Genomic DNA, 25,506 nt, shown 5'->3' with positions numbered 1-25,506 from the left:
TAACGAGGTTACTTTATATTATAAGTTAAGTTTCTTTGCAAGAATAAAATTCAAGCGGTATTCATTATTTCCATGAGCCACGGCTGACGGAGGGAAATGAGATGAAAGAGAGTAGCATCGAATCGATGCTTCAGTATTCGAGACCCGAGGCGATCCGCTGGTTGGAGAAAGAGATCGAGCATTACAGCAGGGAAGACTTGAGCCGCGGGCAATGGCCAGAACCGGAATTCGACGAGATGAAAAGAAATTGGGCAATCGATTTACTTCTGCTTCGATGGCTCCAGCATTCCGTCGTTTCGGACGACCCGCGCCATCGCCTTGAACTAGAACGCCTGCTTGAAGATTATAATCGACGACACCCGGCAGCGGATTTGCAATTGGATTCGCTTCTTACTCATGGAGCGGTACGAGTTGTCTGGGACTCCTTTAGTGTGCCGCGTAGTATCATTTTCACCCGGGGACATTCCGGTGGCAATTATTCACATTTGGCGGATTTTCTTAAGCAGCTTTCTAAAGTACGGTATTCCGATGAATGCACATTGATTCTACTAGATCCGGAATCAAGTTTGAAAGCACACCGTTCCTATTATAGGCAGACGCCGGATCTCACATGGTTTGAGGAGCAAGAGATTCTGATCCCTCATCAAGGGAGTTACGCGCTGAACGGCAGGTCGGGCCTAATTCACTATTTCGGCGTGTTTCTCTTATCCCGTATGTGGGAAGAAAAGGTAGCGGGTCCCGCAGACTGCGATGAGAGACTGAATTGGTGGATCCGTTATGTCGAATCGATTGATTTTTCCGGGGCTTTGCTGAAGAACCTCTCCCAGCAAAGCCGAGAAGAGTTGCTGGACGCGTCCGTCAATCGACTTCTGCAAGAAGATGATTTGATCGGGTGGGAGAACGAACGAAACAAATGGGTGAGCGAGAGGTTAGACGATTATTCCGATCCTCGCTGGCACGAATATGTTGGCCATCTCTCCCTTCCAGAGGGTGAAATCGATAAACTCTTCTGGCACAAAAGTTCGGACGAGGCGGCTATTACCATGCACGATCCCCGCCAACCTCTGAGCATGCTGTTCCATTGGATCGTGGACGGGGAGTCGATCGGGGGCTTCGGCTCGGATCGTCCCAAAATGCGCGGGTTGCTCACCCACATAGAAAACCGCCCTTTTTTTTATTACCAGCTGAGTCATATTCCTCCTGTGGCGATTCCCGCAATCCTCACCGACCCGGATTTGGCGTCAATCGGAATGGTGCTCTTAGCTAAGTGGGAACCGCACGACCCAAGACATGGGTATTCCAGGGGGACGGAAAATGAAACCCGGCTTGCAGAGCTGCGTATCTGGTCCGACGCACTGCCTTATTTCTTCCACTCCATCCGCATGCTGTATCAGCAGCCTGATCAAGCGGCTCGAATCCTCGAACAAGTGTTGACCTGGTTTGAAAGCGAGATACGGAGGCAAAGCCCTGTTTTGCACCATCGGGCACCGGAAGTAAAGCGCAAGCTCGAGTCGAAACGCGAAGTTTTGAAAGATAGGCTGCAACGGCAATTCGTGAATCGGGACCCTTGGTCCTGGGATGCGGCCATTCTCACGCATTGGACGGATATCCTGCTCGTCAAGACGGAAAAAACTGATGTTCCTTTGGCCCATCCTTCCATACCCCAATTGCTATGGCTGGGTCAATTGAGCATGTTGGGTGCTCCAGTTGAGAACGTGGATGAAATCATGAGCCGACTGATCCGCTATTATAACGAAGCCTACCTAACATGCCGTGACGAATGGGCTTGGATCACAAAAATCGATGGCATAATGAGGGATGAAGGATGGCTGTCCGTTTTGCGATGGGCCGCAGTTCAGGCTGATAACGGCAATTCGGAACATTTCGTTGAATTGTTGCAGCCGTTCTCTGTGGAGTTACTTGCAGCTCAGCAACCTCAAACCGATGAAGATAAATACAAATGGAACCGATCCGTAAGCACTGCGATCTCCGTCCATCTGGACCGCTTGACCCAATGGATGCGAACGGCGAACGAAGCGTTGGACGAAAGACGCGCCCAAGAAGTTCATAACGCTTTTGCCAAAATGCTTGTGGAAGGGATAAAGCGGCATCATGGTGTTGTATTCAATCCCTTCAGCCGCTCTCTCGGTGATAACGTGGTCTTTTTCAGTCAGCCTGCGGACGTCGTGAGTTCGGTGGGAGAAGCCCTGAATTCTCTGCCGGACAAGTTGCGGGAATCGACGTTGAGCGAACTGATCGAAGCCGGGAGTAATATGGGATTGTTGGCCAAGCTATATAACCATTTAGGGAGAGATCGGGACAAGCGCCTTGTTATGGAAGCAATCCGCGAGTTGAAGGATGAGACCGGGGCGGAAGACTACCCATGGATCAACCAAATCCAGGTGAAGGTCATTGAACTTCTTAATACGAGAAACCCGGAATTGGCCGAGATCGCGCAGAAACATCTCGATCGAATGTATAACTTCATGGAGCGGAGAGGGCGAAGGCCGGAAGATGACTGGGTGCTTCGGGAGCAGCTCCGGGTATATCTGATTAAGAGAGAGTACGAGAAGATCCGGTCTTACGATCCAAGCGGCGAAGATTCCGAGGCAAGACGTGACCTCATACGCTATTACCATGCATTATCACTTTTGGATTCGGATCCCCCGACCATAGACACCGCAATCGGGATTCTTCGCGGGTTACTGAAGAAGTATCCATTGAATGTCTCCTATATGGTTAATTTGTATTATGCCTGCGTTTTGGCGACCATTCACGCATATGAAAATGACACTGAATCTTACCCCAGCAGGATTGAAGAAGCGGATAAGGTTTTAGCGGATTTTCAGGGTTTGCCGGAAAAGATTGCTGAGTCCTACTTTTCCTACGTGCAGACCACCCGATTGATGTTCTACCGGGCCGTTCGAGATTCCAGGCGCTTCTGGCAGATATATTACCCGCTTGCAGAGCAAGACAAATATTCTCTCCCCATCGGAATATATGCCGTACTGATGTATATGGAAGAGAAAAGGTGGGAGTATGCCGCCCAGGTTTTGGAGGATTTGAGGGATCGGCATGGGCATTTCGAGCAATATGATCAGCTAAAAGAGGATATTAAGTCGCAAGAAATTATTGAGACGGCAGCCACTCCTAAAGTGGAACCTATGTTGGACCTTAATCAATGGCATTCCATCGGACAAGCGTTTCGAAATCTGGGTCACTTGTCGCCAGAAGATCAAGTCAACGCCATGAAACTTGGGACCGGCGTCCGTCTGGAAGAATTCATTCTGGAAAACGTGCTGGACGTCTGCCGTGAAGTACAGAAGTATTCTCCCAGCATTACTCCTTCCGCGGAAAAGCAGGCCGAGGAAGACCGCTACACGGATTTGTTCGTGTTGCTGTTCAATCAGAGGATGATGGGCTTGAACTGGACGGCGTTTTCTCAATCCCGAGGCGGCTATACCGGAAAGCCGATGAGCGACCGAGGCGGGATAGGGGAACGAGATATCGTCATTCAGAACGGAAGTCGCAAGGAGTTGATGCTAATCGAGGCATTGAATTTATCAACTGCCGATAAGAATAGCATCGAGGAACATTCCCTGAAAATTTTCGGTTACGATATCACCCGGAACTACTCCTATTTGGTCCTTGTTTGGGGATTTAGCGATAATCCGGATCGGACCTGGACACGTTACCGGGAAATTATCCGTTCCCGGTCCGATGGTCCATTTTCCGTTATGGAATCTGGAGATGCGGTGGAGTTTTATCCGCGGGTTAGTTTCCAAGGTGTGAGGGCCTTTTGTTCGATTCATAATACCGACATGGAGGGCATGCGGGCAAAGGTCGTGCATCTGTATGTTGATATTAAGGCAGCGATGCTGAAAGAGATTGCCAGGAAGGCGCGTGAGTGAGACAACATCAAAAAGAATGGTTTGGACGGTTGGTATTAACGGCGACCAACATGATCAACGTCAGCCAGTTGAAAAAGCTTCCGATGTTACGCTACTCACCCGACACATGTGGAGAGTGTGACGTTGCTTACATTGAAATAAACTACATAACAAGGCCAAAACATTTGATATTTAGCCTTGTTTTTCTGTAAGGTTCTATAGGAACCAAACAGTAAATGACCACATTCCGCTTCTATTCAGTAAATCTTAATCATCGTCTGGAAAGTCTTCGTTAGTTGGACAAGCTTTAAGTTCGCCTTTAAAGCTTCCCTCACTAATTCGTTTAGTTGAAATAGATTAGCACTCCATAAATATTTATATAATTATTAAAGGCAATTAGTCCGATAAAAAGTATGAACGACTATTATTAACTAGAAAACTGAAAGGACATTATAATGCTATTGAAAAAGATACAGATTGGATCTGAAAATAATTTTAATGAATTCCCATTAGAAATAGAATTAGAGGGCTCTCAATATTTCTTGACAAAGGATGTAACGGGCTACAAATTATTGTCTACCACATGCCCTCATGCAGGTGGGAAAGTCGTGCACCAAGACTCGTGCTTCAATTGTCCGATACATGGTTGGAAATTTGATTACTCCGGTGAGTCCATTAATGTACCTAGTCAAAAGTTAGGTCATTATAATGTCTTCGTTGAAAATGGCGTGCTTTTCGCTGAAATTCCACAGCCCATAATCACCAATAGACCAAAACAAAACACTTCATTAGAACATGACTTAATCGTAAGGCTTCATTCTCATGCCTGTCTGGAGTTCACGTATAATGATTTCTCGTTGCTTACCGACCCTTGGCTAGTAGGACCTGCTTTTTTAGGAGCATGGCTTCAATATCCTAGTCCGATTGTAGACGCAAATGCATTAACGCCATCTGCAATATGGATTTCACACGAGCACTCCGATCACTTTCATGAACCAACTCTAAAATATTTCAATAGAAAAACACCAATATATTTCCCGGATTTTCCAAATAAAAGACTAGAAGAGAAGCTAACACAATTAGGTTTCCTAAACATCTATCCGATGCAGTTTGGGAGGACCTATCAGATAGGCACTCATTACAAAATTACGTGCTTCGAACCTTCCAGTCTATGGAACGATGCGATCCTGCTAATTGAGATCGATGGATTCAGGGTTCTGAACCTTAATGATGCTGGACTGAATCCGAGGATTGCCCAATATATTGGACCGGTTGACGTTGTAGCTTCCGGATTTTCGCCAGGAGCATCGGGATATCCTTTGACATGGACACATTTGGATGAGGCAAAGAAAGACCAAATATTAGAGAACTCAAGGCTTGGCTTGTTAAAAATGCTTACACAAGCTGTCGATCTTTACGGAGCCAAATCACTCATCCCTTTTGCATCACATTTTAATCTGTGGCATCCAACTCATCGAAATTATGTAAAAAAGTTGAGAAAAAATACTGTGATGGATGTTGTTGAAGCTTTTAAAGATACTGCAATCAATGTCATAGATTTATTGCCTGGTGATTATTGGAATGTAAAGGAAAATAATGTGACTTATGCTAAACGAGACCGTTCTAAATTATATGATCAGGCAGAAGTTTTGGCTTATTTAGATAAAACATATCGTGATGACCACTTTTTAGAACATCATCCGAATGATTATTCTATTTCAACGACAGAAGTAGAAGACTATTTTATGCTTTTAAATAAAACGAGTGAGATTGCTTACTGTGAGGACCTAAGAATATGCGTTAAAGTAACGAATATTGAATCTAATCAACACTGTTTTGAAGTTTATTTAGAAATCGAAAAAGGAATTTTAAAAATTCTAAGATCAGAGAGACAATATGTAAACTTAACGATTGAACTTCCAGCAAACATATTGAAGAAAATTATCGCTGAGAATTTATCATGGGATGAGGCTCATATTGGGTATTGGTGCAAATTTAGTCGAAATCCAGACATTTACCACGCTGGTTTTTGGCGTTTGTTGCAAACCCCCTATCTTCGCAAAAGCCCGCAAATATGGAAGAGCTTTCATCCCCGAACGATTACAGGGGATACGGTGATCGCAGATGTATTGGAGTTTTACGGGGATGATGCGGATAGAATCCTTCGGCGATATGGCTTATATTGTTTAGGGTGCCATCATTCTACTAGCGAGTCTATTTCAATAGGAGCAAGAAATCACGGGCTGAATGATGCTGATATAGATAAGATGCTTCTTGAATTGAAAAAGGCTTTCTTACCGGAGGAAAAGTAAATGGATAACAAAATGAGAGAGTGGGATAGCTCTTACTTAAATCGTGATAATTTTGTATTTTATCCTCACGAAGAGGTAATTCGGTTTACATCTAAATATATACTCAAACAAGTCGGGTTAAATGAATTTAGGTTTGTACGTCCTCTTAGCGGAAAACCAAGTGTATTAGATGTGGGATGCGGCATCGGAAGACATGTTTTTTATTTTCATACAATAGGTTTTGATTCGTATGGAATAGACTTGTCAAACGAGGCAATCAAAGTTGCAAGAGAATGGGGCTCAAACGTAAATATACCTGAAGTAGAAAATAGAATTATACAAGGTGATATACAGAATATGCCATGGGGGGACGAGACTTTCGACTATGCGGTTAGTCATGGGGTATTTGATAGTACTTATTTTATCATTGCCAAGAATGCGTTTAAGGAAACCGCAAGAATCCTTAAGAAAAGTGGCCTATTTTATTGTGACCTTATTTCAGGAGACGATTCTAATCATGCCCGAGAATTCTGGGGCGAAGAAGTGGTTGAAGCGCAGCACGAAAAAGGAACGATTCAAATGTATTATAATTACTCTAAGATTCAAGAGCTTGTCCAGGATGATTTTGATGTTTTAGAATTAAATCTTATCCGACGAGAAAATATTTTGTCCGGATCATTCCATTCAAGATACCATCTTGTGCTAAGAAAAAAGGATAAGTAGTGATGCAGTATCTAACGGCGCACAATAGAGAATATTGATTACAGACAAATAAAAGTAAATTGTTCAGAAATGGCGCATGTGGAGGCAGTGACGCTGCTGACATTGAAAGAGTTGAAAAAGATAAGGCCAAATTCCCTTGATGAACCGGGAATTTGGCCTTATTCATTTGCTAATGTATTAAGATCGATCTAGGAAGAAAACAGGCGTTGACCACAACCTATTGCATCGGATTGGCAAGGTTATTCACGAGAATTTGAGCCTGGTCCCCCAGCTTGATCGTGCCGGGACATTCGACGGCACAAACAATCCCTCTGCGCTTGAATGCCGCTTTTACAAAGCGTCCGGCCAATTTTGGGTGTGCCTCTGCATCGTAATTTTTTTGAATTTCTTCTCCGGGATGGACACAGGGAAGATTTTCTCCCATACAAATAAGACCCGCTCCACTCGGCAGCAGGATTCGCGAGCCCATCGTCAGGCTTGTCAAATCAGGAAATCCGCTTATCAAAAGATTAGCCCCCAGCCACTCGGGCAAAACAAACGGAACTTTCAAGTTTTCGGCGATGATGGCGCAATCCTCTTGGGACACCACCGTGATTTGGCGACGGTTCAAGATTTCGGTTCCACGCGGATACATCGTCTGACGGGAGTCTGCTCCGAAAGTCACGCCAAAATGTCGGTCACCCGGTATGCCTCCGAACTCCAGCTTTGTCTCGGGGATACGGCGTGTGACGAAAGTCTCGGGATTGTCAGCGATAAGTATAGCTTCAACTGATGCTGCGTATGTTTTCATACAATTCTCCTCTCAGTGATCGGCGATTATGCTCCGAATGCTTGCCGCAAATGTTTGAATATTTCCCCCACAGTCTTCTGGCTAACCCCTGTTTCGCCCCATTCCTCACAGTGTATCATGAATGGCTCCTTTTTTAGGAAGAAAAAGCATAATCGTGAAACGATACTCCTCCCTAAGACTGATACAAAATTACATCGGGTGCAGGATGTCCCTCCAACAAATTGGTATATTATGGATTCATATGCATTATTCATGGAGGGCACTCAATGAAACAGCTAATCCAATTCAAAGCCGTCACAAAAGAATACAAAATCGGCGAAGTCCCGATCAAGGCGCTAAACGGGGTTGATTTTTCCATCGCGGAAGGCGAATTTGTCGTGGTTCTAGGGGCAAGTGGCGCGGGAAAAAGCACGATTTTGAACATACTTGGCGGCATGGATACCGCTACTTCTGGCCAGGTGTTTGTCGGCAACCAAGAAATTACGAGATTCGACGAGACAAAACTAACGCAGTACCGGGCTGAAAAAGTTGGCTTTGTGTTTCAATTTTACAACCTGATCCCCAACTTAACTGCGTTGGAAAACGTTGAATTTGCCACGGAAGTATGCAAAAACCATCTGAAGGCCAAAGACATTTTGCAGCTGGTCGGATTAGGCCATCGGCTCAAAAACTTCCCTTCGCAGCTCTCTGGCGGCGAACAGCAAAGAGTTGCCATTGCTAGGGCTGTTGCGAAAAACCCGCTGCTGCTGCTCTGCGATGAACCGACTGGAGCTTTGGACTATGAAACGGGCAAATCCGTCCTGAAACTCCTGCAAAATTTGAACCAGGAAACCAAAAAGTGCGTCGTGCTGGTCACGCATAATTCTGCAATCGCGCCGATGGCCGATAAAATCATCAAGGTAAAAAGCGGAATGATCGAGAGCGTGACCGTTAATCATCGCAAACAAAGCGTTGAAGGGATCGAGTGGTGATGATGAAATTATTTTGGAAGCTAACAAGGGATATCAGGCAATCCATCGGTCAATTTATCGCCTTGATCTTGGTCGTAGCGGTTGGAGCTTTTTTCTATGCGGGGCTGACCACGTACAGCGATAATCTGAGCGCTTTTGTGAACAGCTATTTCAAAGAACATCATGTAAGCGATTTATATGTGTCGTACAAACAAATCTCCAAAGACGAGTTGGCCGATTTAAGCAGCATTGCCGGAATCAAGAAAATCGAAGGACGCTACACCTTTGACGCCACACAAGTGATTGCAGGTCATAACACCTCGCTAAAAATTCACTCCATCCCTGTGCGAAATGAAATAAACACGCCCACTTTGATTGCAGGGCATATCCCGGACAAAAAGAATGAAATCATGCTAGACTCCCATTACGCCAAAGAAAATCAGCTGCAGATCGGTGAGCAAATCCATCTACGTGCGAACGAAAAAAGTGTGAGCTTTACCATCAGCGGCTTGGGCGAGAACGTCGAGCATGCGAAAAAGAACGACATTCAAGATCACCAAGCGTACGGAATCGGCTATATTGCCGAAGCGACGATACCCGAAATCGCAGGCGGCTTTTCTTACAATGAGGTGATAATCGATGCGCAGGATGGCTACGATATCGACAGCTTGGGCAAGTCTATTGAAGCGCAGTCCAATCCCCTTGCTTATGTGGATCAAATCAGTAAAGAGCGGACTTTCAGCTACTCAAAAATTAATCAGACGATTCACAACAACAACTTGATGAGCAAAGTTATCCCTTTTGTACTGTTTTTGATTGAAGCTATTATTCTTTTTCTGACCATGTCGAGACTGGTTGATTCGCAAAGAAATCAAGTTGGCATTATGAAAGCCTTGGGTGTCCCGACAAGAACGATCATGCTTCATTACATGGGGTATCCCGTCCTGGTCGCTATCGCAGGTTCCATCATCGGTTGCGTCGTTGCCGCTATTGTTTTCGTTCCCTTAGTAACTGCTTCGAGCGCGCGAGCCTACTCTCTGCCTGGTATCACCTACTCCATGTCTGTTTTTTCTGTCCTCCCGCCCCTCCTCTTTTCCAGTGTTTTTGGCATGTTGTCCTGTTATTTGAGTGGCAGAAGCATTTTAAAAGAACGTGTAGCCGAAGCCATGCGTCCCAAACCGCCCAAAACGATGCAACAACTGTGGATAGAAAGGTTCCCGGGTGTTTGGAATCGGCTGTCCTACAGCTACAAGCTCATTTTGCGAAATATATTTTTAAACAAGCAAAAGGCTTTGGCAAGCTCGATTGGCGTTGTGATCAGCACGGTGTTACTGATCGCTGCTTTCGGCACGCAGACAGCTTTGCTGCAAGTAGCGAGCCAAATCGAAGAGGTTTACACGTACGACTTGCGCGTAGATTTTGCAAAAGGCACATCCCTTGATCAGCTAAAGTTGCCTCCTGGCAGCAAAAACGGCTATTTTTTGGCAACTTTTCCTGTTGCGTTTAGAAAAGGCACTGAAACAGAAAATGCCACTTTCGTTGTTACGGAAAAGAGTAACAGCCTGCTTCATTTCTTCGACGAAAAAGGGAATAAAATTTCTCTGGAAGATCACGGCGTTCTCGTACCCAAATCGTACGCGGACAAATACCGTATTTCCGAAGGCGATACCATCCAAGTGCAATTCACCGCACCCGAGTTGAAAAAAATGTGGGTAGATATGAAGGTTTTACATGTATCAACACAGTATTCGAATCCGGCGTTTTACAGCACGCCAGCCTATTTGCAGAGCTTTGGCATAGATTACAATCCGAGCACGCTTTTGGTGGAAGGAGCCAGCCCGACAAACCTGGCAACGGTTCGCACCTTTTTTGAACAGGATCATCGGGTAGATGCGATTGCGGATAAAAACGATCTGAAGAAATCGGCACAATATATTTTGCAACAAAACAGTTTTGTCTTTATCCTGTTTATCGTTTGCGCGATCATCCTGTCTTTTGGCGCCATTTACACCATATCCTCCATCAACATTTACGAACGGAACCGCGAGCTTGCGACCTTGAAAGTATTGGGCTATCCGAAACATAAAATCAACCGGCTGATCTTTTGGGAAAACATGATCCTGACCGCCTTTGCGGTCATTGTCGCTCTGCCGCTCAGCGGCTATGTTTATCGGATGATCGTGAAGGCACTGTCCAGCAGCCATCAACAGATTCCTGATCAATTGAATGTATTTGTGCTAGTCGCTTCTGTTGCGCTTGCGTTTTTGCTCACGCTTTTGTCTAACTTGCTGCTGAAACGGAAGGTTGGCAGGATTGATATGATCGGGTCGTTGAAGAGTGTGGAGTAAAAAAGAAAAGGGGGTCGTTGAGATGAAATTAGCAAGTTATTGTCTGATTTTGTTACTCTTGATTGGATGCGAACCAAAAGAAAATACGAATCCCACCTCGCCTGTTCATATTGTAGATCGGGACCAGCTGGTCGAGCGGTTCCAGTTGATTCATGACTTTAATTCTGTCGAAGAATTTGACACAACCAAGCTGAAAAGCCTTGAAAACGATCCCGATCGCAAAGACTACAAAAAAGTATTGCGCACTTTTATCTCTGAGTATTTTCAAAAAGAAATGGAGTCATTTCAAACTATAAGCAAAAGCGAAAATCAGCGGCATATTTTAGTCATCACGAAAGACGGCTGGTTATATAGCGTCAGCTTAAAACAGCGGGCGGATCACAATGATATTTGGACAGTAGATATGTACGGCGATCTTTCGCTGGCTGGCCTGCAACAGTCCTAGAAGATACTTTGCCGGGAGCGTCCGAGTTTAACCAAGCTATTCCCAAACAGTCATAACCGTTTTTGGTTGACCGCAAGCCGTCACATCCAATTTCATGAAAAATACCAGATATTTCTCACAGAAAAAAGCCCAAGCATGATCCCCTGCTTGGGCTTCTCGATCCCCCATCACTTCCGATACTTCGCCACCAGCATATCCGCGATTTCTTCGGCTTGGGCAATCGTCGTGATCGGGTCCCAATAGGAGTAGCGCTCCGATTCGAACCAGTAGACCTTGCCTTCTTTGACCGCTTTCAGCTGCTTCCACATCGGGTTCGATTCAAACTGGCGGTTGTCTTTGCCACTGACGATAAAAATGTGGTCGCCAGCGTATTTGTCCAGCACTTCCTCGGAGATGGACAGTTGCTGGGTGTCGCCCCACAGCTCCTGCTTCACGATCGGTGGCGGGTTCAACTGCAAAATATCGTAGATCGCCTGTCCACCCCTGCCCCATCTGTTGCCGAGAATGCGGAAGTCGGATTCCCAGCGCATGAGCGCAAAAGTCTCTCCGGCGGGGAACAGCCCCTCGACTTTCTTTTTCGCTGCTTCTGCCCGGCGGTCGTATTCGGCCAGCCACGCTTCCGCCTCGGCTTCACGCCCCAACAGCTTGCCGTAATAGCGGACTTCCTCATGATCGTTTTTGAACGTCCCGAACGGAACGGCAACGGTAGGGGCAATTTTCGCGTACTTCTCGTATTCGCTCTTGTCGTTCGTATCAATAATAATCAGGTCGGGAGACAAAGCAACGACTTTTTCCAGCGATACCGTCCATTCCTCACCGATGCTTTCGACACCAGCCACATCCTGGGAGATGAACGGGTTGTCAATGTAAGGCTTTAGTGCGCCGACTGGTGTTACTCCCACAGCTAAAATCGACGACAACAAATTGTTCGTGACAATTCGGTTCGCCTTGGCGGGAATCACTACGTCTCCGAAAATCGTGCTGACCGTTTTCGTTTGCGCCACCGCCTGCTCTGCCGATTTTGTCTGCGCCTCTGCACTGCTCGCGTTTTGACTGCTGACAGGCTGGGCATTCAGGCTTGCCCCGCCCGAGCACGCGGACAGGAACAGCAGCAGGCTCAACAGTCCGGATAAAGGCAAGGAAGATCTCGTCATTTTGTACATGGAGGAAGGGTCCTTTCTTTTCACAAGATAATGATAATGATTCTCGTTATTAACATCATCAATATACCAGTGAGCCGAAAGTGGGACAATAGACGATTCTGACCTTGCAGATGGATTATGCTGACGTTGGGACATTTTAAATTCGATTGGCGACAGTCCTGTGCGTTTTTTGAACAAACGGCTGAAATAATACACATCCTCGTACCCGATGCGCGAGGAAATTTCTTGCAAGGAAGCGTCTGTTTGCGAAAGCCATGTTTTCGCTTGCTGAATGCGAATCTGAATCACGTATTCGATGACGCTTGTTCCTGTACGACTTTTGAAGCGTCTTGCCATGTATCCAGGACTCAAACCGAACATGTCTGCCAGAAACTCGACTGTGATCGGTTGGGCAAAATGCGTTTTCATATACGTCATGGCTTGTGTGACGGGATCGGTTGTCGTGACTCGGTTGTGATCGTCCCGCAGTTGTCCGTATACTTCCAACAGAAATTGATAGAACAACGACTTGATGCGCAATTTTTCCCATTGGCCCTCTTGCCCGACAAGTCCCTGCATATTTTGAACGATATCAAGCAACGCGAGAGGTGAACGCGGCTCCATGGCAAATGGGGCATGAAAAGGCCGATGTTGTTCCAATGCCTGAAGCAGCTCGCTTTTGCAGGAGAGCGGCATTGTCGCCTTGTAGCAAATCAGATAGTATTCCAGTGCCTCAAGCGTCTGGACGATCTCCAGTTGTGTCCCTTTGCCACCGTGCACAACCTTGAACGGTGCAAACATTTGCAAAACCCCGTCCACGGCTGCATAGGCGCGTCCACGAGTGACCAGGAGAAAAAAGCTGGCGGGCAGCCTGTAGGCAGATCGCTTCTCGTGCGGGTCCAGCATCACCTGCCGGACATCCAGTATTTTGACAGTAGCGTGATCCCAAAGCCGCAAATGCTCGTCTATATCCACCAAGGCCCCTCCCCTCAAGTCCACTCGTGTTTCTGTCTGTTTTGCTTCTTAGTCTACTAGACCTTAGCCAGCGCTGTCCAATTGATTGTAACAGCGGCTGATTGGCTGCTCGCATCGCCCAACACAAAGAAAAGGCCAAGCACCGTTGGAAGCGGGGGCTTAGCCTTTTTCTGCATGCATACTTATAGCCTTACAGATTTTCACCAAAGAACGCCGTCAATTTCGTTACCGCTTGCGCGACATACTCAGGAATGTCGTACATCGCGATATGTGTTGCGCCGTCTACCCAAAAGAGTTCTTTCGGCCCATTCGACAAAGCGAAAAATTGCTCGCTGTAGCTGCGCGTATCTGCTTCGCTTCCTGCAATCAACAGGAGCGGCTGCGTCAAAAAGGTGCCGATATTGGTCGTTGCCGAGAACGCCATGAGCTTGTCGAGACTGCTGAACAGGAAGCGGTTTGTAGAATTTGGGTGTTGCGCACGAGGAGTCCGGTAGTAGTCGTAAGCTTCCTGCATGAGCACGGAAGTTGCTTGCGCTCTTTCTTCAAGCGAGTTCGGCGCCCAGTGCAAAAACATCGCTTCGGTGCCTGTTGCTTCTGCCGTGCGCTGTTTCCCTACTGCTTCGAGTGTTTGCAATGCCGCGGCACTGTCTTCCCCGCGGAACATCGCACCGATATCGACCGCACTGACCGTCGTCACCGCTTTGATCCGGCGTTCTGTTTGCGCCGCCGCTACGGCATAACCGCCGCCTGCGCAGATGCCAAGCGCCCCGATTTTTTCCGCATCGACAAACGGAAGCGTGGTCAAATAATCTACCGCGCTGCGAACATCCTCCACTCTGGCAAAAGGATCTTCCAACAGGCGCGGCTCGCCACCGCTTTCCCCTTGATAAGACGCATCAAATGCCAGTGCAACATATCCTTGCTCGGCAAGCTTTTGTGCATACAGGCCAGCCGTTTGTTCCTTGACGCCTCCGCCTGGATGCACAGTCACGACCGCAGCATACTTTTTCGCTTCGTCAAAATCGGTTGGCAAGTACAGATCGCCTGCCATATGCAAAAGACCATTTTTAAAAGTGATCGATGTTTTCATGTCGAAGTCTCCTTATCGTTCGTCTATTATAGAAGGTTTTTATTTGAATACAGTCAAGCTCTTCCAGCGCCCTTCCTTCCGTCAGTAACTTTCGTGCGGCAAAAGATAATAAACGTTGATATATTATTAAACATATGTCTATTATTATAAATATGTCTAGCAAATCTACAATTGTTAGATTCCTGCCGTTTGTTTAGTACTGAACAAATCGATATCATTTGTACATGATCGATAGAAAGATGGGTGACAACTCATGGCGAAGGTGGATAGACGCATCCTCAAAACACAAGAAGCCGTAAAAAAAGCGGTCATTGAGCTGATGGCGGAAAAAAGTTTCGATGCCATTACCATTCAGGACATTTCCGACAAAGCCAACGTAAGCCGGGGCACGATCTACCTGCACTACATGGACAAGTACGACTTGCTGGACAAGCTGATCGAGGCCCACATCGAACAGCTCCGGACACTGTGCGAATCTTCTTCCGAACTGGAGTTTATCGAAGCCACCGAAATCTGGAGCAGATACTTTGAAGAACACTACGCTTTCTTTTCGCTGATGCTCACCAGTAAAGGAGCACCTTATTTCCGCACGCGATTTCTGGACTATCTCATTGATGAAGTAAAAAAAGAAGTGAATGTAACCGAGGGGAAAAATCAGGGGTTTGATCAAGGAGTGATCATTCAGTTTGTAGCTTCCGCCCTGGTCGGGCTGGTGGAATGGTGGTTTGCAAATAATCGGCCTGTCTCGCAAAAGGTTTTGGCTGAACAAATGGGGAGATTGTTGGAGCGGAATTTGTGAGGAAGCGACTTGAAAATGTTGCTGCTGGCTCCTGCGCAGGTCGCCCGTATCCACTCTTGCCCTTGCAGCTATAAGAAAAAGGGAAAAGCAGAAGCCGTCCTCCTGCCTTTCCCTTTTTCTCTGCCAAACTCAATTGCGGCTGGCGTGAAGCTCATCCAGCCATTTCTCAAATTTATTTCCGCTCCATATCTCGTGCGTAACAAACTCTCCGTTGTAGAACAAGCCGAAGGTCGTCCATATCGTAGGGGCTTGTTGCGCCTCTGCCCTGGTGGTAATCCGCTCAGCACGGAAAGGAACATTTTTTCGGCTCGCCACTTTCGCAAGCTCATCCAATACGCCCACAGCAAACGGACATTGCGCCGTGTAGAAAATGACCACGCCTTTCTGCTGTAAAAAAAGCGGTTCCCGCTTCGCAAAAGCTGGAGCGGCAGCCTGCTCGTTCCACTTCCAAGCCAACAATTGAAAATACGGCTCCGCTTCGTCGACGACCGCGAATCCCATATGTGTAAAGAAACGCTTCTCGCTTAAATACGGGTAATTTTTCCGCCCCGCGACATGCACGATGCCGTCCATCCCTCGGCTGACGGCATCCGCTCTGCAATGATCCAGCAACTGCTTGGCGTATCCTTTGCCTTTATACCTGCCTGAAACCCACAAACAGTTGATATACATGTAATTGGGCGCTTCAATCGGTGCCCAGGCCATTTCCGCAGGCAAGTATTCAATAAAAACCTTCGCCCGTTCGTTCAGGCGGTAAAAAACGAGCCCTTCTTCCATGCGCGCGGTCAGCCAGTCCTTTTTTTCCGCAACTGCCTGCTCGTATTGTTTGGCACCCAATGCACAGCAGATGTGTTCAGACTCTATGTTATGTTTCGTCAATGACAGAAACTCCACCGTAATCCGCCTCCCTTGTTTCGCTCCTCATCCATGAGTGGCTAGTCACGAAATGAAAGACTAGAACGAAAAGCGATATGGAAATACAGGGATATTTTAACATAGAGCGAAGCCATCTGAAATCTGCTGCGCAAAGACACGGGGCACCGCGAAATCAATCCATCCATGTATGCTGGAGGGGAACCATCTGCCCGCATTCCCCCAATGCCCTTTCGATACTTCGACAAGCTCAGAATGCTCCAGGTTGTACTTGTCCACTCCCGCCTGCTCTTCCACCAACACTCTCTTCTTCTTCGCCTCAACCTGCGGATCGGGAATCGGAATCACCGCCAACAAAGTCTTCGTATATTCATGCCGATGACGACGTGATTACGTCCAAAGGGTCGAGCCTTTCCCTCAAGTATTGAACTATTTGGCGCACCAATCGGGAGGCATCGTATCCAAGCAGCAAGTGGAGAAAACCAACACGTACGACGTGGCAACTTTTGATAAAAACAAAGACATCCCGTATGGCGATCAAAATACGGAAACGGAAGGCGACAAGTACAACAACACGCTGTACGCAAGTGAAAACAGGCAATGAGCTGAAAGCCGATCCGACAAAAGTGAAGGAGTACCTGACCAAGTATATTGAAAGCGTGAAAAAATAAACGGCGCGATAGGCTGATCGTTTCCCTTTATACCTTTATATATAGAAGTAACCGACTCGCTGGACTTTGGCGGACGGTTACTTCTTGTTTTTTTGAGACACATGGAATGCCGCGCCCTCATTGCAGAGGAAACATCCGCTTCCCGGCAGCCAGGCATTTTCAACCAGTGGCAGCACTTCCCGCCATAATACACCGCTCCCCCTCTTTCCCCTCCTATGTTACTATGTGAGGTATACCTGCCTACTAACAAAGGACAACTGGAATGGAGACACGATCTTGAAAACATTTAAAAAAGTTTATATAGAGATCACGAGTATTTGCAATCTCGCCTGTACGTTCTGTCCGCCGACCGAGCGCAAGGCTACGTTTATCTCGGTGGAAAACTTCGCAAAACGGCTGGATGAGATCAAGCCGCATACCCGGCATATTTACTTGCATGTAAAAGGAGAGCCGCTCCTGCATCCCAAAATCGACGAGATGCTCGACGTGAGCCACGAAAAAGGCTTCAAGGTCAACATCACGACCAACGGCACATTGATCGCGAAAAATCGGCATAAGCTGTTGGGAAAGCCTGCCCTGCGGCAAATGAACTTCTCCCTGCACAGCTTTGACGGCCATATCGGTTCCACCGACCGCGAAGGCTACTTGCGGGAAATTCTCTCTTTTGTCCGCGATGCTGCGGAACACAACGTCATCTTTTCCTTTCGCCTCTGGAATTTGACCCAGGACAACATCACGAACATTCAAAAGAGCAGAAACCGCCAGACGCTGGAGATGATTGAAAAAGAGTTTGGCCTGGACTACCAGATTGAAGAAAAAGTCGTGCCCGGCAGCGGCGTGAAAATCGCCGAGCGCGTATATTTGAATCAGGATCACGAGTTTCAGTGGCCAAGCATGACAGCTCCAAGCGACGAGGGCCGCGGCTTTTGCCACGCGCTGCGCAGTCAGGCTGCCATTCTTGTCGACGGGACAGTCGTTCCTTGCTGTCTGGACGGCGAAGGTGTCATCAAACTGGGCAACATTCAGCAGACAACGTTTACCGATATTGTGGAAGGCGAGCGGGCCAATGCTATCGTCGAAGGGTTTTCACGGAGGGAAGCTGTCGAGGAATTGTGCAAACGCTGTGGGTATCGCCAGCGTTTTGGCGCATAAACACTTATCCTGACACGGATCAGAAGGGGCGATTCGATGAATTTCACAATGCGTGAGGCTACCCGGATGCTGGAGCGCACACCGCAGACGTTGCAGCATACTCTCGGAGGACTTTCGAGCGAATGGCTCAACTGCACGGAAGGCGAAAATACGTGGAGCCCGCTACAAGTTCTGGAGCATCTGATCGAAGCGGAACGAACGAATTGGATACCGAGACTGGAACATCTTTTGCTCGCGGGCGAGAGCGAGCCGTTCCCTCCGTTTGACCGTTTTGCCCATCTGAACAATCAGGCCGAGACATCTTTGGAAGAAAAATTGCAGGACTTCAAGACGATTCGCCTGCAAAATATCGCCAGACTGACCGAGCTGATTGATCCCGACCAGCATCTGGAGCTGACCGGCTTGCACCCGGCATTCGGTCCGGTAAAAGCGCGGGAGCTGATCTCCACCTGGGTCGTCCACGACTTGACGCACATCGCCCAAATCGTTCGCGTGATGGCAAAACGATACACGACAGACGTAGGCCCGTGGAAAGAGTACCTCGGTATTTTGCAGGACAAATAACGGAAAACTTTTTCGTGAGGGGGAGCCGTTCCCCCTCTTTTTTCATGACTCACTCTCTGATCGGAATGTTTTCCATTCTTTCACAACGGCTTCCGCTCTATGTTAAAATGCTAGTTAGTTTCCAACACCCGATGGCTTCAGACAGCCTTGCACCATGCACGCATCATCGAGTCTGATCAAGGAGAGCACAACCATGAAAAAACAAGAGCAGCTGCAATTGGAGCATTTTCGGCAGATGGAGCAGTTGGAGCTTGCCTACTATGACGCCGAGTTCATCACGCCGTACGAGGAAAGCTATAACTGGTATCGCTATCGGCCTGACAGCATCGTCGCCATGGAGGATGACGGACGGATTGTCGCTTTCATGAATCTGCTTCCAGTCAAGAAACACATCTACGAGCAGATCGCAGCGGGGCGTTTCAACGACAGCCTCATGACCACAGCAGATATCGACGATCCGAAGCTGCCTGGCGAGTCAGCCCATTACTATTTGTCCTGCGTCGTTGTCGCCGATGCTTATCGGAAAAGTGGCGCCCTGCCTATCATGCTCCGCCATTATCTCGACGTGCTGGATGAGGTCGAACGAAGCGGCACTCGCGTCCACTCGATCATCATTGATACGTTGACAGCTGCCGGCAATCGGTTTGCCCGCCGTCTCGGGATGACTCTTCTGTGCGAAAGCGACCACGATTCCCATGTATACGAGTGCAGTTATGCGACCTTCAAGCAACATGTGCTTAGCCACTATCCGTTGACGGAAACCCGTCTTCGGTAAAAAACGGCTGCCATTCCTTGGTGATCCGGCAAGATCACGATGCCGTCGCTGAATTTTTACGCACAAAAGGAGCACAGTTATGACAATGAACACAACCAATGAAACCCTGCCCCGACTGGGAGTAGGCGCGGTCATCCGCAATGAGCGCAACGAAATTTTGCTTGTATGGCGCAATCGGAATCCGCAAAAGGACACCTGGAGCATCCCCGGCGGAAAAATCGATCCGTACGAGCAGTTAGAAGCCTGTGTCATTCGGGAAATAAAAGAAGAAGTCGACCTCGATGTGGAAATCGTCGGCCTGCTCTGCATGGCGGAAACGATTCAGGCTGACGCAGGAGAGCATTGGGTGTCCGCCATCTACGAAGTCGTGGTCAAGAACGGGGTCGCTCGCAACATGGAGGAAGGCGGGGCCATCGGGGCAGTCAAATGGTTCGCTCTGGACAACCTCCCCGCAAATCTCGCTTGCTTTACGCTGCCTGCCATTGAAGCGCTGCAAAAAAGAGCGGCAGCGCCAAGCCATATGTAATCGATTGCCAAGCAAAACAAGGCAAAGCAAAAAGCTGCGCCAGTAAATCAGCGCAGCTTTTCCCAAACAAATCCGAGCCTTACTCCGCTTGTCCAAGCAATTGAGCGATCTCTTTTTCCTCGCGTTCAAGGGCAATATCGAGCGGAGTCTGACCACGATCGTCCTTTTGCGTTTTATCCGCTCCGTGCGCAAGCAGCACCTCGATGACATCCAGCCGTTCCTCCCCGTCAGACACTTGTGTGTGCAGCGGGGCACTTCCGTCATGCGCCGCAGCGTTGACATTCGCCCCATGCCGAATCAGCAGGGCGGCAATCTCCGGGTACAAGACGATGTGCAGCGGCGTGATGCCCTCATCGTTTTTGGCGTGAACATCGGCACCTTTTGCGATCAACCATTCAAGCAACTGTTCGTCTTCAGTCATCACCGCCGCATGCAAGATGGAAAACTCATACTCGTCCTTGCCATGAATCAAATCGGGCTGCTTTTGCAAGATCCGTTTGACCTCATCGAAATCGTCTATTTCTGTTGCTTCGTACAAATCTTCGAATGTATATGCCATTGCGCTCTCTTCCTTTTCCTTTGGACTTCTTCTGCAAAACGCTTCGGCAAAAAAATGCAATATCCTGTTTTTTCCACAAAAAAACCGACTCCCATTACAAGAGTCGGCCTTCCTGTTTGATTTCCAGCAATTCTTCGCTCGGTTCTACCTGGCCAAAGCCGATGCTGTCCATGACATCTGCCAGCGTATACCGCTCGAGGAACAAGATTAGCTGCTGCTCAGCCTGATTCATCAATGACTCCAAATGCTGATCGAGCTGCACGCCAACCTCGCCGCAATCCAGCTCTTCCTGACTGTCTTCCTCACGTTCTTCCGGGAGAGAGCGGTAAATATCGGCCAGCGTCAACTCTTTCGGGCACTTCGTCATATAGTAGCCGCCGACGCGCCCCTCTTTTGCCTCCACAATATCGGCACGGGTCAACTGGGCCATGACACGCCGCAAAAAAGTTGCATGTGTCTTGACTTGGGCCGCAATCGTAGCACTCGACAGCACTCCGCCACTCTGGGCGAGCCAGACCAGTACGTGAACAGCAATCCGAAAGCGCGGCTTGGCTATCTGATCAATTCGATTCAGCTTCATGCTCACACAACCTGTCGTTTACAGCTTGCAGGAACCGTCCGCGCAATTGTCCCCGGCTGTCTTTTCTTTTTCATCCTGGCCGACAAACTGGAGAGGGGCAGCAGCCTGTTCTTCCTCCCATACTTTGTTCAGCGCTCCCAGGAACACTTCTCCAGGCTGTGCGCCGGATACCGCGTATTTGTTGTTGAAAACGAAGAACGGCACGCCGTTGATGCCAAGATCGGCACCTCTTTGCTTGTCTTCCTGCACCTTGTCTTTGTATTCGTCACCGGCCAGCATGGCGAGCGTCTCCGCTTTGTCCAGTCCAACCTCGGAAGCGAGCTGCGCCAATACTTCGTGATCTCCCAAGTGCAGCGATTCCGTGAAGTACGCTTTCAGCAGTCTTTCCTTCATCTCCGTCATTTTGCCGTGAGTAGCCGCGTAGTGGGCGAGACGGTGCGCATCAAACGTATTCGTCGGAATCATCGTGTCAAAGTAATAGTCCAGACCGACACCTTTTGCCTGTTGAGCTACACGGTCATTCATGCCTTTTGCTTGCTCAAGCGACATGCCGTATTTGGACGCCAGCACCTGATGCATGTCCATGTTCGTATCGCGCTCCATGGTTGGATCGAGCTGGAAGCTGCGGTAAACGACCTCGACCTGATCCTTGTTCGGGAACTGCGACAAAGCTCCTTCCAGTTGACGCTTGCCAATATAGCAAAACGGGCAGGCAAAATCAGACCAAACTTCTACTTTCATCGTACATCCTCCTCTTATTCAACGGCTCTTGCCGACAGGCCAACCGTAAACTGCAATCGTTACAAGCACATTATACACCATCTATTTGCTGTATGCTGCACTTTTGAGGAGAAAGCGACACTTTGCCCGTCACCGAGCCAGTCGGATGATCCGGTCACAAATCGTTTCCGCATCCTCCTTGTCATGGGTCACCAATATCGTCGTGATGTGCGCGTGGCGAAGCAGCTGCTTCAAATCTTCCCGTATTTTCTTTTTCAAATCCGCGTCCAGGTTGCTGAATGGCTCATCCATCAATAAAATCGCGGGACGGGGCGCCAAAGCCCGGGCAAAAGCTACCCGCTGCTGCTGTCCGCCGCTCAGCTCGTGCGGATACCGCTTTCCGTAGCCCTCCATCTGTACAAGAGACAGCATTTCCCCCAGACGTTGTTCCCGTTCCCTTTTGGTCAGCCGATGCAGTCCAAACAAAATATTTTGCTCGACGGTCAGATGAGGGAACAGAGCGTAATCTTGAAAAATCATCCCGACCCCACGATGCTCAGGCTCGACAAACTGCCGCGGATCGACCAGCACTTTTCCAGCGATCAAAATCCGCCCTCCCGCAGGAGCTTCCAGCCCGGCGATCAAGCGCAGCAACGTGCTTTTTCCACAGCCGCTGCTTCCCAGTATCCCGACGATCTCCCCTTGCTCCATGCGCAGCGAAAAATCGCGCACGACAGGCCCGCTCCCCGTATCATAGCCAAATGTGACGTTCTCCAATTGAAAAAAGCTCATTTTGCCTGCCTCTCCCCCAGCCAGTGATAAAAGTAAACCGAAACGATGCCGACACCGATGATGAGCAGCGAAGGAATCGACGCCTGATGAATCTGCTCATCGCTGGCGTATTGGTACGCTTTCGTCGCCAAAGTTTCGAAGTTGTAAGGACGAAGCAGCAAAGTAAGCGGCAGCTCCTTGACGATCTCCATGAACACGAGGATGAACCCGGTAATTACTGCGCCCTTGATCAACGGCAAATCCACTTTGAAAAAAGTGCGCGTCATCCCCATGCCGAGCAAGCGGGACGCCTCCGCATAACGGTTTCCCGTCTTTTCAAACCCCGCTTCCACTGCGTTGTAGCCGACCGCGAGAAAGCGGATGATGTACGCGAAAATGAGCATGAACAGCGACATGCTGATGACCAGCTTGCCTTCCGCGAAGCCCAGCCAGGCGTACAACGGCGCAAGCTCTTTGTCGAGTGAAATCACGACGGCAAGCACGCCGATGGACAATACCGCTCCCGGGATCGAATAGCCCATGGAAATCAGCCTGGTCATGACCAGCGAAAATACGGAAGTTCGCGAGTAGCGAATGACATTTGCCACTGTGACAGCCAAAATCATCAAGAGCGTGATGGAAATACAGGAAATCAGCAATGTATTGGTCAAAAGCTGCACAAATACGTCGTTCAGCACTTCCTTGTACGTCCACGTCGCCCAAACTGCCAATTGCGCGACCGGAATGAAAAAAGACAAAGCTGCGACCGTGACACAAAAGCACAGCACCGCGTACTTGGGCAGTCCCTTCAGCTTTCTCCTGCGCAATGGCGTCATGCGGTTGGTCGGGGAACTGAACTTTTTGCGTCTGCGCACCAGCCGTTCGACCACAAAAATCCCGATAATCAAGCTCATGAGCCAGGCCGCCAGACGAATTGCAGAATCGACGTCATACATGCCGAACCACGTCTTGAAAATGGCAGCCGTAAACGATTGAATGCCAAAGTGCTTCGTGACGCCAAAATCGTTCAGCACTTCAAACGCAACGAGACTTGCCCCGCCGGCAATCGCAGCCTGCGAGAGTGGCAGCACGATGCGCCAAAAGATGTGCAACGAATTTTTCCCCAGCAAGAGGGCGTTCTCGATGAAAGCCGCGCTCTGCTTCTCCATGAATGTTTTCGCAATCAAATACACGTACGGGAACAAAAACAGCGTGAAAATAAAAATAGCGCCCTTCATGGACATGATGTCAAAATAGCGCTGATCGGGAGCCAGCCCCCATTCATTTCGCAAAAAAGTTTGAATACTCCCCGTATAGCTCAGCATGTTGCCGTACGTATACGCGGCAATATACGGCGGGATCGCCAGCGGCAGTACGAAAGCGAACGAAAAAAAACGCCGCAGCGGAAAGTCGTAGGCAGCTACCAGCCAAGCCAGCGAAACGCCTACGACGATCGTACAGGACACGGTTCCCAGCACAAGCAAGAGCGATTGCAGCGCGTAGTCCAGCAGCATGTATTCCTGAATATGCTGCCAGTTCTCGGTTGTTCGAGCAAACAGTCCGAGCAAAATATAAAGAGACGGGAGAAGGGCCAAAACGGCCCCTGTCACGCTCAGCGCTACCCACCCGTTCCACTTTCGTTTCAGGCTTCTTCGCAACGCAGCTCCCGTCATCTTTTATTTCCACCCTGCCTTGTTCATCAGTTCAACGGCTTTTTTGTTGTTCTCGCCGAGCTTGGCAAAGTTCAGTTCTTGTGTTTTAAACTCTCCCCACTCTTTCAACAGCGCTGGCTGCTCTGCCTCGGCGTTGACAGGAAATTCAAAGCTGCCTTGTGTCAACATCGTTTGGCCTTCTTTGCCCGTGATGTATTCCACCAGCTTGATGGCATTGTCTTTGTTTTTGGCGTGCTTGGTCAGGCCGATGCCGCTGATGTTCATATGTGTGCCAGTCGTAGTTTGGTTCGGGAAAAATACGCCGATATTTTCTGCGACCTTCACTTCTTCGGCGTCTTTGGAGTTCAGCATTTGCCCGACGTAGTAGGTGTTCATGATCGCAACATCGCCGATCTTGGCAGCGATGGCTTTTGCCTGATCACGGTCGCCGCCCTCTGGCTTGCGAGCCAGGTTGTTGACGAGGCCAGTTGACCAGTCCTGGGCAGCCTGTTCGCCGTTCAGCTCAATGAAAGAAGCGACCAGCGATTGGTTGTACAAGTTGGAAGAAGAACGCACCAGCACTTTGCCCTTCCATTTGTCGCTCGCCAAATCTTCATAAGTAGACAGCTGCTCCGGCTTCACGCGGTCTTTTGCATACACGATGACGCGAGCGCGGGTCGCCATGCCGATCCACTCATTGTCGGAATCGCGCCATTTGCTCGGCACGTTTTTATCTACCTCGGCGGAAGTAATTGGTTGAAGAACGCCATTTTGTTTGGCATAGTTCAGCACGCCGCCATCCACGGTGATGAACAAATCCGCTTCCGAGCTTTCCCCTTCGCGCTTCAGGCGTTCAACCAGCTCCTCGGCAGTTCCTTTTACTTCGTTGACCTTGATCCCGGTTTGCTTGGTAAACTCGCTGAACAACTTGCTGTCGATCTCGTAGTGTCTGGCCGTAAATACGTTGACAACCTGATCCTTGCTTGCCTTCTCGTCCGCTTTTGGCGCTTCCGTGCTGGCTTGCGGCTGATTCGCGCTGCCTTCGCCTTGCCCTTGTCCGGCACCGCAGCCTGCCATGAACGGCACGGTCAGCATCGTAAAAAGCATGAGACCGAGCATGCTTGTTTTTCTCATCTTGATTCGTCCCCTTTACTCCGGTTGTTTTGATAATGAATATCATTTCCAATCGACAAGGCTTATTCTAGCGAAACAAAATGAGA

Annotated in this window: 22 protein-coding genes and 1 pseudogene; 12 read left to right on the top strand and 11 right to left on the bottom strand. The window is 48.6% G+C overall.

All coding sequences use genetic code 11. From position 1 onward, the window contains the following. Positions 1-101 precede the first annotated feature (101 nt). The 3 genes from HP435_RS05030 (at position 102) to HP435_RS05020 (ending at position 6,904) form a co-directional block, all read left to right on the top strand. Positions 102-3,911 (top strand): hypothetical protein, encoded by a 3,810-nt coding sequence (locus HP435_RS05030; RefSeq protein WP_173598645.1) that lies wholly within the window; start codon positions 102-104, stop codon positions 3,909-3,911. A gap of 434 nt (positions 3,912-4,345) precedes the next feature. Further along, entirely contained in the window at positions 4,346-6,202 is a 1,857-nt protein-coding gene (locus HP435_RS05025; protein ID WP_173598646.1) for a Rieske 2Fe-2S domain-containing protein, read from the top strand. Next, positions 6,203-6,904 (top strand): class I SAM-dependent methyltransferase, encoded by a 702-nt coding sequence (locus HP435_RS05020; RefSeq protein ID WP_173598647.1) that lies wholly within the window; start codon positions 6,203-6,205, stop codon positions 6,902-6,904. Between the two features lie 217 nt (positions 6,905-7,121). Here HP435_RS05020 and HP435_RS05015 read toward each other — a convergent pair whose 3' ends face one another. After that, on the bottom strand, positions 7,122-7,694 hold the full coding sequence (locus HP435_RS05015) for an MOSC domain-containing protein (protein ID WP_122966185.1): 573 nt from the start codon (positions 7,692-7,694) through the stop codon (positions 7,122-7,124). A gap of 266 nt (positions 7,695-7,960) precedes the next feature. Here HP435_RS05015 and HP435_RS05010 point away from each other — a divergent pair, with 266 nt between their 5' ends. The 3 genes from HP435_RS05010 to HP435_RS05000 are packed head-to-tail and all read left to right on the top strand — an operon-like array spanning position 7,961 to position 11,437. After that, the gene (locus HP435_RS05010; protein ID WP_122966186.1) at positions 7,961-8,665 is read left to right on the top strand and encodes an ABC transporter ATP-binding protein; all 705 of its coding nucleotides are present in this window, start codon (positions 7,961-7,963) and stop codon (positions 8,663-8,665) included. Further along, positions 8,665-10,992, top strand: coding sequence for an ABC transporter permease (locus HP435_RS05005; protein WP_370641097.1), 2,328 nt, complete (start codon positions 8,665-8,667; stop codon positions 10,990-10,992). Before HP435_RS05010 ends, HP435_RS05005 begins: the two co-directional genes overlap by 1 nt. Positions 10,993-11,014: 22 nt before the next feature. After that, entirely contained in the window at positions 11,015-11,437 is a 423-nt protein-coding gene (locus HP435_RS05000) for a hypothetical protein (protein ID WP_173597090.1), read from the top strand. Positions 11,438-11,604: 167 nt separating this feature from the next. Here the strand turns inward: HP435_RS05000 and HP435_RS04995 are convergent, their stop codons facing one another. Together HP435_RS04995 and HP435_RS04990 are read right to left on the bottom strand one after the other, a co-directional pair. After that, the gene (locus HP435_RS04995; protein ID WP_173597091.1) at positions 11,605-13,554 is read right to left on the bottom strand and encodes an AraC family transcriptional regulator; all 1,950 of its coding nucleotides are present in this window, start codon (positions 13,552-13,554) and stop codon (positions 11,605-11,607) included. Between the two features lie 190 nt (positions 13,555-13,744). After that, on the bottom strand, positions 13,745-14,644 hold the full coding sequence (locus HP435_RS04990; protein ID WP_122966188.1) for an alpha/beta hydrolase: 900 nt from the start codon (positions 14,642-14,644) through the stop codon (positions 13,745-13,747). A gap of 253 nt (positions 14,645-14,897) precedes the next feature. Here HP435_RS04990 and HP435_RS04985 point away from each other — a divergent pair, with 253 nt between their 5' ends. Next, complete coding sequence (locus HP435_RS04985) at positions 14,898-15,443, top strand: TetR/AcrR family transcriptional regulator (RefSeq protein WP_122966189.1); 546 nt, start codon at positions 14,898-14,900, stop codon at positions 15,441-15,443. A 129-nt stretch (positions 15,444-15,572) separates the two neighbouring features. Here HP435_RS04985 and HP435_RS04980 read toward each other — a convergent pair whose 3' ends face one another. Both HP435_RS04980 and HP435_RS04975 read right to left on the bottom strand, forming a co-directional pair. Continuing rightward, on the bottom strand, positions 15,573-16,337 hold the full coding sequence (locus HP435_RS04980) for a GNAT family N-acetyltransferase (RefSeq protein ID WP_122966190.1): 765 nt from the start codon (positions 16,335-16,337) through the stop codon (positions 15,573-15,575). A gap of 96 nt (positions 16,338-16,433) precedes the next feature. Next, positions 16,434-16,670: a hypothetical protein gene (locus tag HP435_RS04975; RefSeq protein WP_229049829.1), complete on the bottom strand. Its 237-nt coding sequence runs from the start codon at positions 16,668-16,670 to the stop codon at positions 16,434-16,436. 52 nt (positions 16,671-16,722) lie between these two features. On the opposite strand from HP435_RS04975, the pseudogene HP435_RS04970 reads away from it, so the two are divergent. The 5 genes and pseudogenes from HP435_RS04970 to HP435_RS04950 all read left to right on the top strand — a co-directional run. After that, positions 16,723-16,905, top strand: a pseudogene (locus HP435_RS04970) (hypothetical protein); the annotation flags it as partial. A gap of 358 nt (positions 16,906-17,263) precedes the next feature. Continuing rightward, entirely contained in the window at positions 17,264-18,139 is an 876-nt protein-coding gene (locus HP435_RS04965) for a radical SAM/SPASM domain-containing protein (protein WP_122966191.1), read from the top strand. 36 nt (positions 18,140-18,175) lie between these two features. Then, positions 18,176-18,703, top strand: coding sequence for a DinB family protein (locus tag HP435_RS04960; protein WP_122966192.1), 528 nt, complete (start codon positions 18,176-18,178; stop codon positions 18,701-18,703). Between the two features lie 193 nt (positions 18,704-18,896). Next, positions 18,897-19,478: a GNAT family N-acetyltransferase gene (locus tag HP435_RS04955; protein ID WP_122966193.1), complete on the top strand. Its 582-nt coding sequence runs from the start codon at positions 18,897-18,899 to the stop codon at positions 19,476-19,478. Positions 19,479-19,557: 79 nt separating this feature from the next. Continuing rightward, the gene (locus HP435_RS04950) at positions 19,558-20,004 is read left to right on the top strand and encodes an NUDIX domain-containing protein (RefSeq protein ID WP_370641095.1); all 447 of its coding nucleotides are present in this window, start codon (positions 19,558-19,560) and stop codon (positions 20,002-20,004) included. Positions 20,005-20,083: 79 nt separating this feature from the next. Here the strand turns inward: HP435_RS04950 and HP435_RS04945 are convergent, their stop codons facing one another. The 6 genes from HP435_RS04945 to HP435_RS04920 all read right to left on the bottom strand — a co-directional run bounded on the left by HP435_RS04945 (position 20,084) and on the right by HP435_RS04920 (position 25,420). Beyond that, positions 20,084-20,563 carry an ankyrin repeat domain-containing protein gene (locus HP435_RS04945; protein WP_173597096.1) on the bottom strand — a complete coding sequence of 160 codons (480 nt, stop codon included), beginning with the start codon at positions 20,561-20,563 and terminating at the stop codon, positions 20,084-20,086. A gap of 94 nt (positions 20,564-20,657) precedes the next feature. Beyond that, positions 20,658-21,143, bottom strand: a complete 486-nt coding sequence (locus HP435_RS04940) for an RrF2 family transcriptional regulator (RefSeq protein ID WP_173598648.1) — start codon at positions 21,141-21,143, stop codon at positions 20,658-20,660. An 18-nt stretch (positions 21,144-21,161) separates the two neighbouring features. After that, positions 21,162-21,884, bottom strand: a complete 723-nt coding sequence (locus HP435_RS04935) for a DsbA family oxidoreductase (protein WP_063230443.1) — start codon at positions 21,882-21,884, stop codon at positions 21,162-21,164. A gap of 129 nt (positions 21,885-22,013) precedes the next feature. Next, positions 22,014-22,655, bottom strand: coding sequence for an ABC transporter ATP-binding protein (locus HP435_RS04930; RefSeq protein ID WP_122966197.1), 642 nt, complete (start codon positions 22,653-22,655; stop codon positions 22,014-22,016). Further along, positions 22,652-24,307, bottom strand: a complete 1,656-nt coding sequence (locus HP435_RS04925; protein ID WP_173598649.1) for an ABC transporter permease — start codon at positions 24,305-24,307, stop codon at positions 22,652-22,654. Before HP435_RS04925 ends, HP435_RS04930 begins: the two co-directional genes overlap by 4 nt. 3 nt (positions 24,308-24,310) lie before the next feature. Next, on the bottom strand, positions 24,311-25,420 hold the full coding sequence (locus HP435_RS04920) for a Fe(3+) ABC transporter substrate-binding protein (protein WP_122966199.1): 1,110 nt from the start codon (positions 25,418-25,420) through the stop codon (positions 24,311-24,313). Between the last annotated feature and the right edge of the window lie 86 nt (positions 25,421-25,506).

It is taken from the genome of Brevibacillus sp. HD3.3A, assembly GCF_013284375.2.
In the GTDB taxonomy this organism is placed as follows: domain Bacteria; phylum Bacillota; class Bacilli; order Brevibacillales; family Brevibacillaceae; genus Brevibacillus; species Brevibacillus parabrevis.
This window is presented reverse-complemented; position numbering and strand designations above follow the sequence as displayed.

What these genes read in the sequence shown, in the direction of transcription:
- HP435_RS05030 (WP_173598645.1), top strand. Translation starts at nt 102, where the DNA reads ATGAAAGAGAGTAGCATCGAATCGATGCTTCAGTATTCGAGACCCGAG.
- HP435_RS05025 (WP_173598646.1), top strand. Translation starts at nt 4,346, where the DNA reads ATGCTATTGAAAAAGATACAGATTGGATCTGAAAATAATTTTAATGAA.
- HP435_RS05020 (WP_173598647.1), top strand. Translation starts at nt 6,203, where the DNA reads ATGGATAACAAAATGAGAGAGTGGGATAGCTCTTACTTAAATCGTGAT.
- HP435_RS05015 (WP_122966185.1), bottom strand. Translation starts at nt 7,694, where the DNA reads ATGAAAACATACGCAGCATCAGTTGAAGCTATACTTATCGCTGACAAT.
- HP435_RS05010 (WP_122966186.1), top strand. Translation starts at nt 7,961, where the DNA reads ATGAAACAGCTAATCCAATTCAAAGCCGTCACAAAAGAATACAAAATC.
- HP435_RS05005 (WP_370641097.1), top strand. Translation starts at nt 8,665, where the DNA reads ATGATGAAATTATTTTGGAAGCTAACAAGGGATATCAGGCAATCCATC.
- HP435_RS05000 (WP_173597090.1), top strand. Translation starts at nt 11,015, where the DNA reads ATGAAATTAGCAAGTTATTGTCTGATTTTGTTACTCTTGATTGGATGC.
- HP435_RS04990 (WP_122966188.1), bottom strand. Translation starts at nt 14,644, where the DNA reads ATGAAAACATCGATCACTTTTAAAAATGGTCTTTTGCATATGGCAGGC.
- HP435_RS04985 (WP_122966189.1), top strand. Translation starts at nt 14,898, where the DNA reads ATGGCGAAGGTGGATAGACGCATCCTCAAAACACAAGAAGCCGTAAAA.
- HP435_RS04960 (WP_122966192.1), top strand. Translation starts at nt 18,176, where the DNA reads ATGAATTTCACAATGCGTGAGGCTACCCGGATGCTGGAGCGCACACCG.
- HP435_RS04955 (WP_122966193.1), top strand. Translation starts at nt 18,897, where the DNA reads ATGAAAAAACAAGAGCAGCTGCAATTGGAGCATTTTCGGCAGATGGAG.
- HP435_RS04950 (WP_370641095.1), top strand. Translation starts at nt 19,558, where the DNA reads ATGACAATGAACACAACCAATGAAACCCTGCCCCGACTGGGAGTAGGC.
- HP435_RS04945 (WP_173597096.1), bottom strand. Translation starts at nt 20,563, where the DNA reads ATGGCATATACATTCGAAGATTTGTACGAAGCAACAGAAATAGACGAT.
- HP435_RS04940 (WP_173598648.1), bottom strand. Translation starts at nt 21,143, where the DNA reads ATGAAGCTGAATCGAATTGATCAGATAGCCAAGCCGCGCTTTCGGATT.
- HP435_RS04935 (WP_063230443.1), bottom strand. Translation starts at nt 21,884, where the DNA reads ATGAAAGTAGAAGTTTGGTCTGATTTTGCCTGCCCGTTTTGCTATATT.
- HP435_RS04930 (WP_122966197.1), bottom strand. Translation starts at nt 22,655, where the DNA reads ATGAGCTTTTTTCAATTGGAGAACGTCACATTTGGCTATGATACGGGG.
- HP435_RS04925 (WP_173598649.1), bottom strand. Translation starts at nt 24,307, where the DNA reads ATGACGGGAGCTGCGTTGCGAAGAAGCCTGAAACGAAAGTGGAACGGG.
- HP435_RS04920 (WP_122966199.1), bottom strand. Translation starts at nt 25,420, where the DNA reads ATGAGAAAAACAAGCATGCTCGGTCTCATGCTTTTTACGATGCTGACC.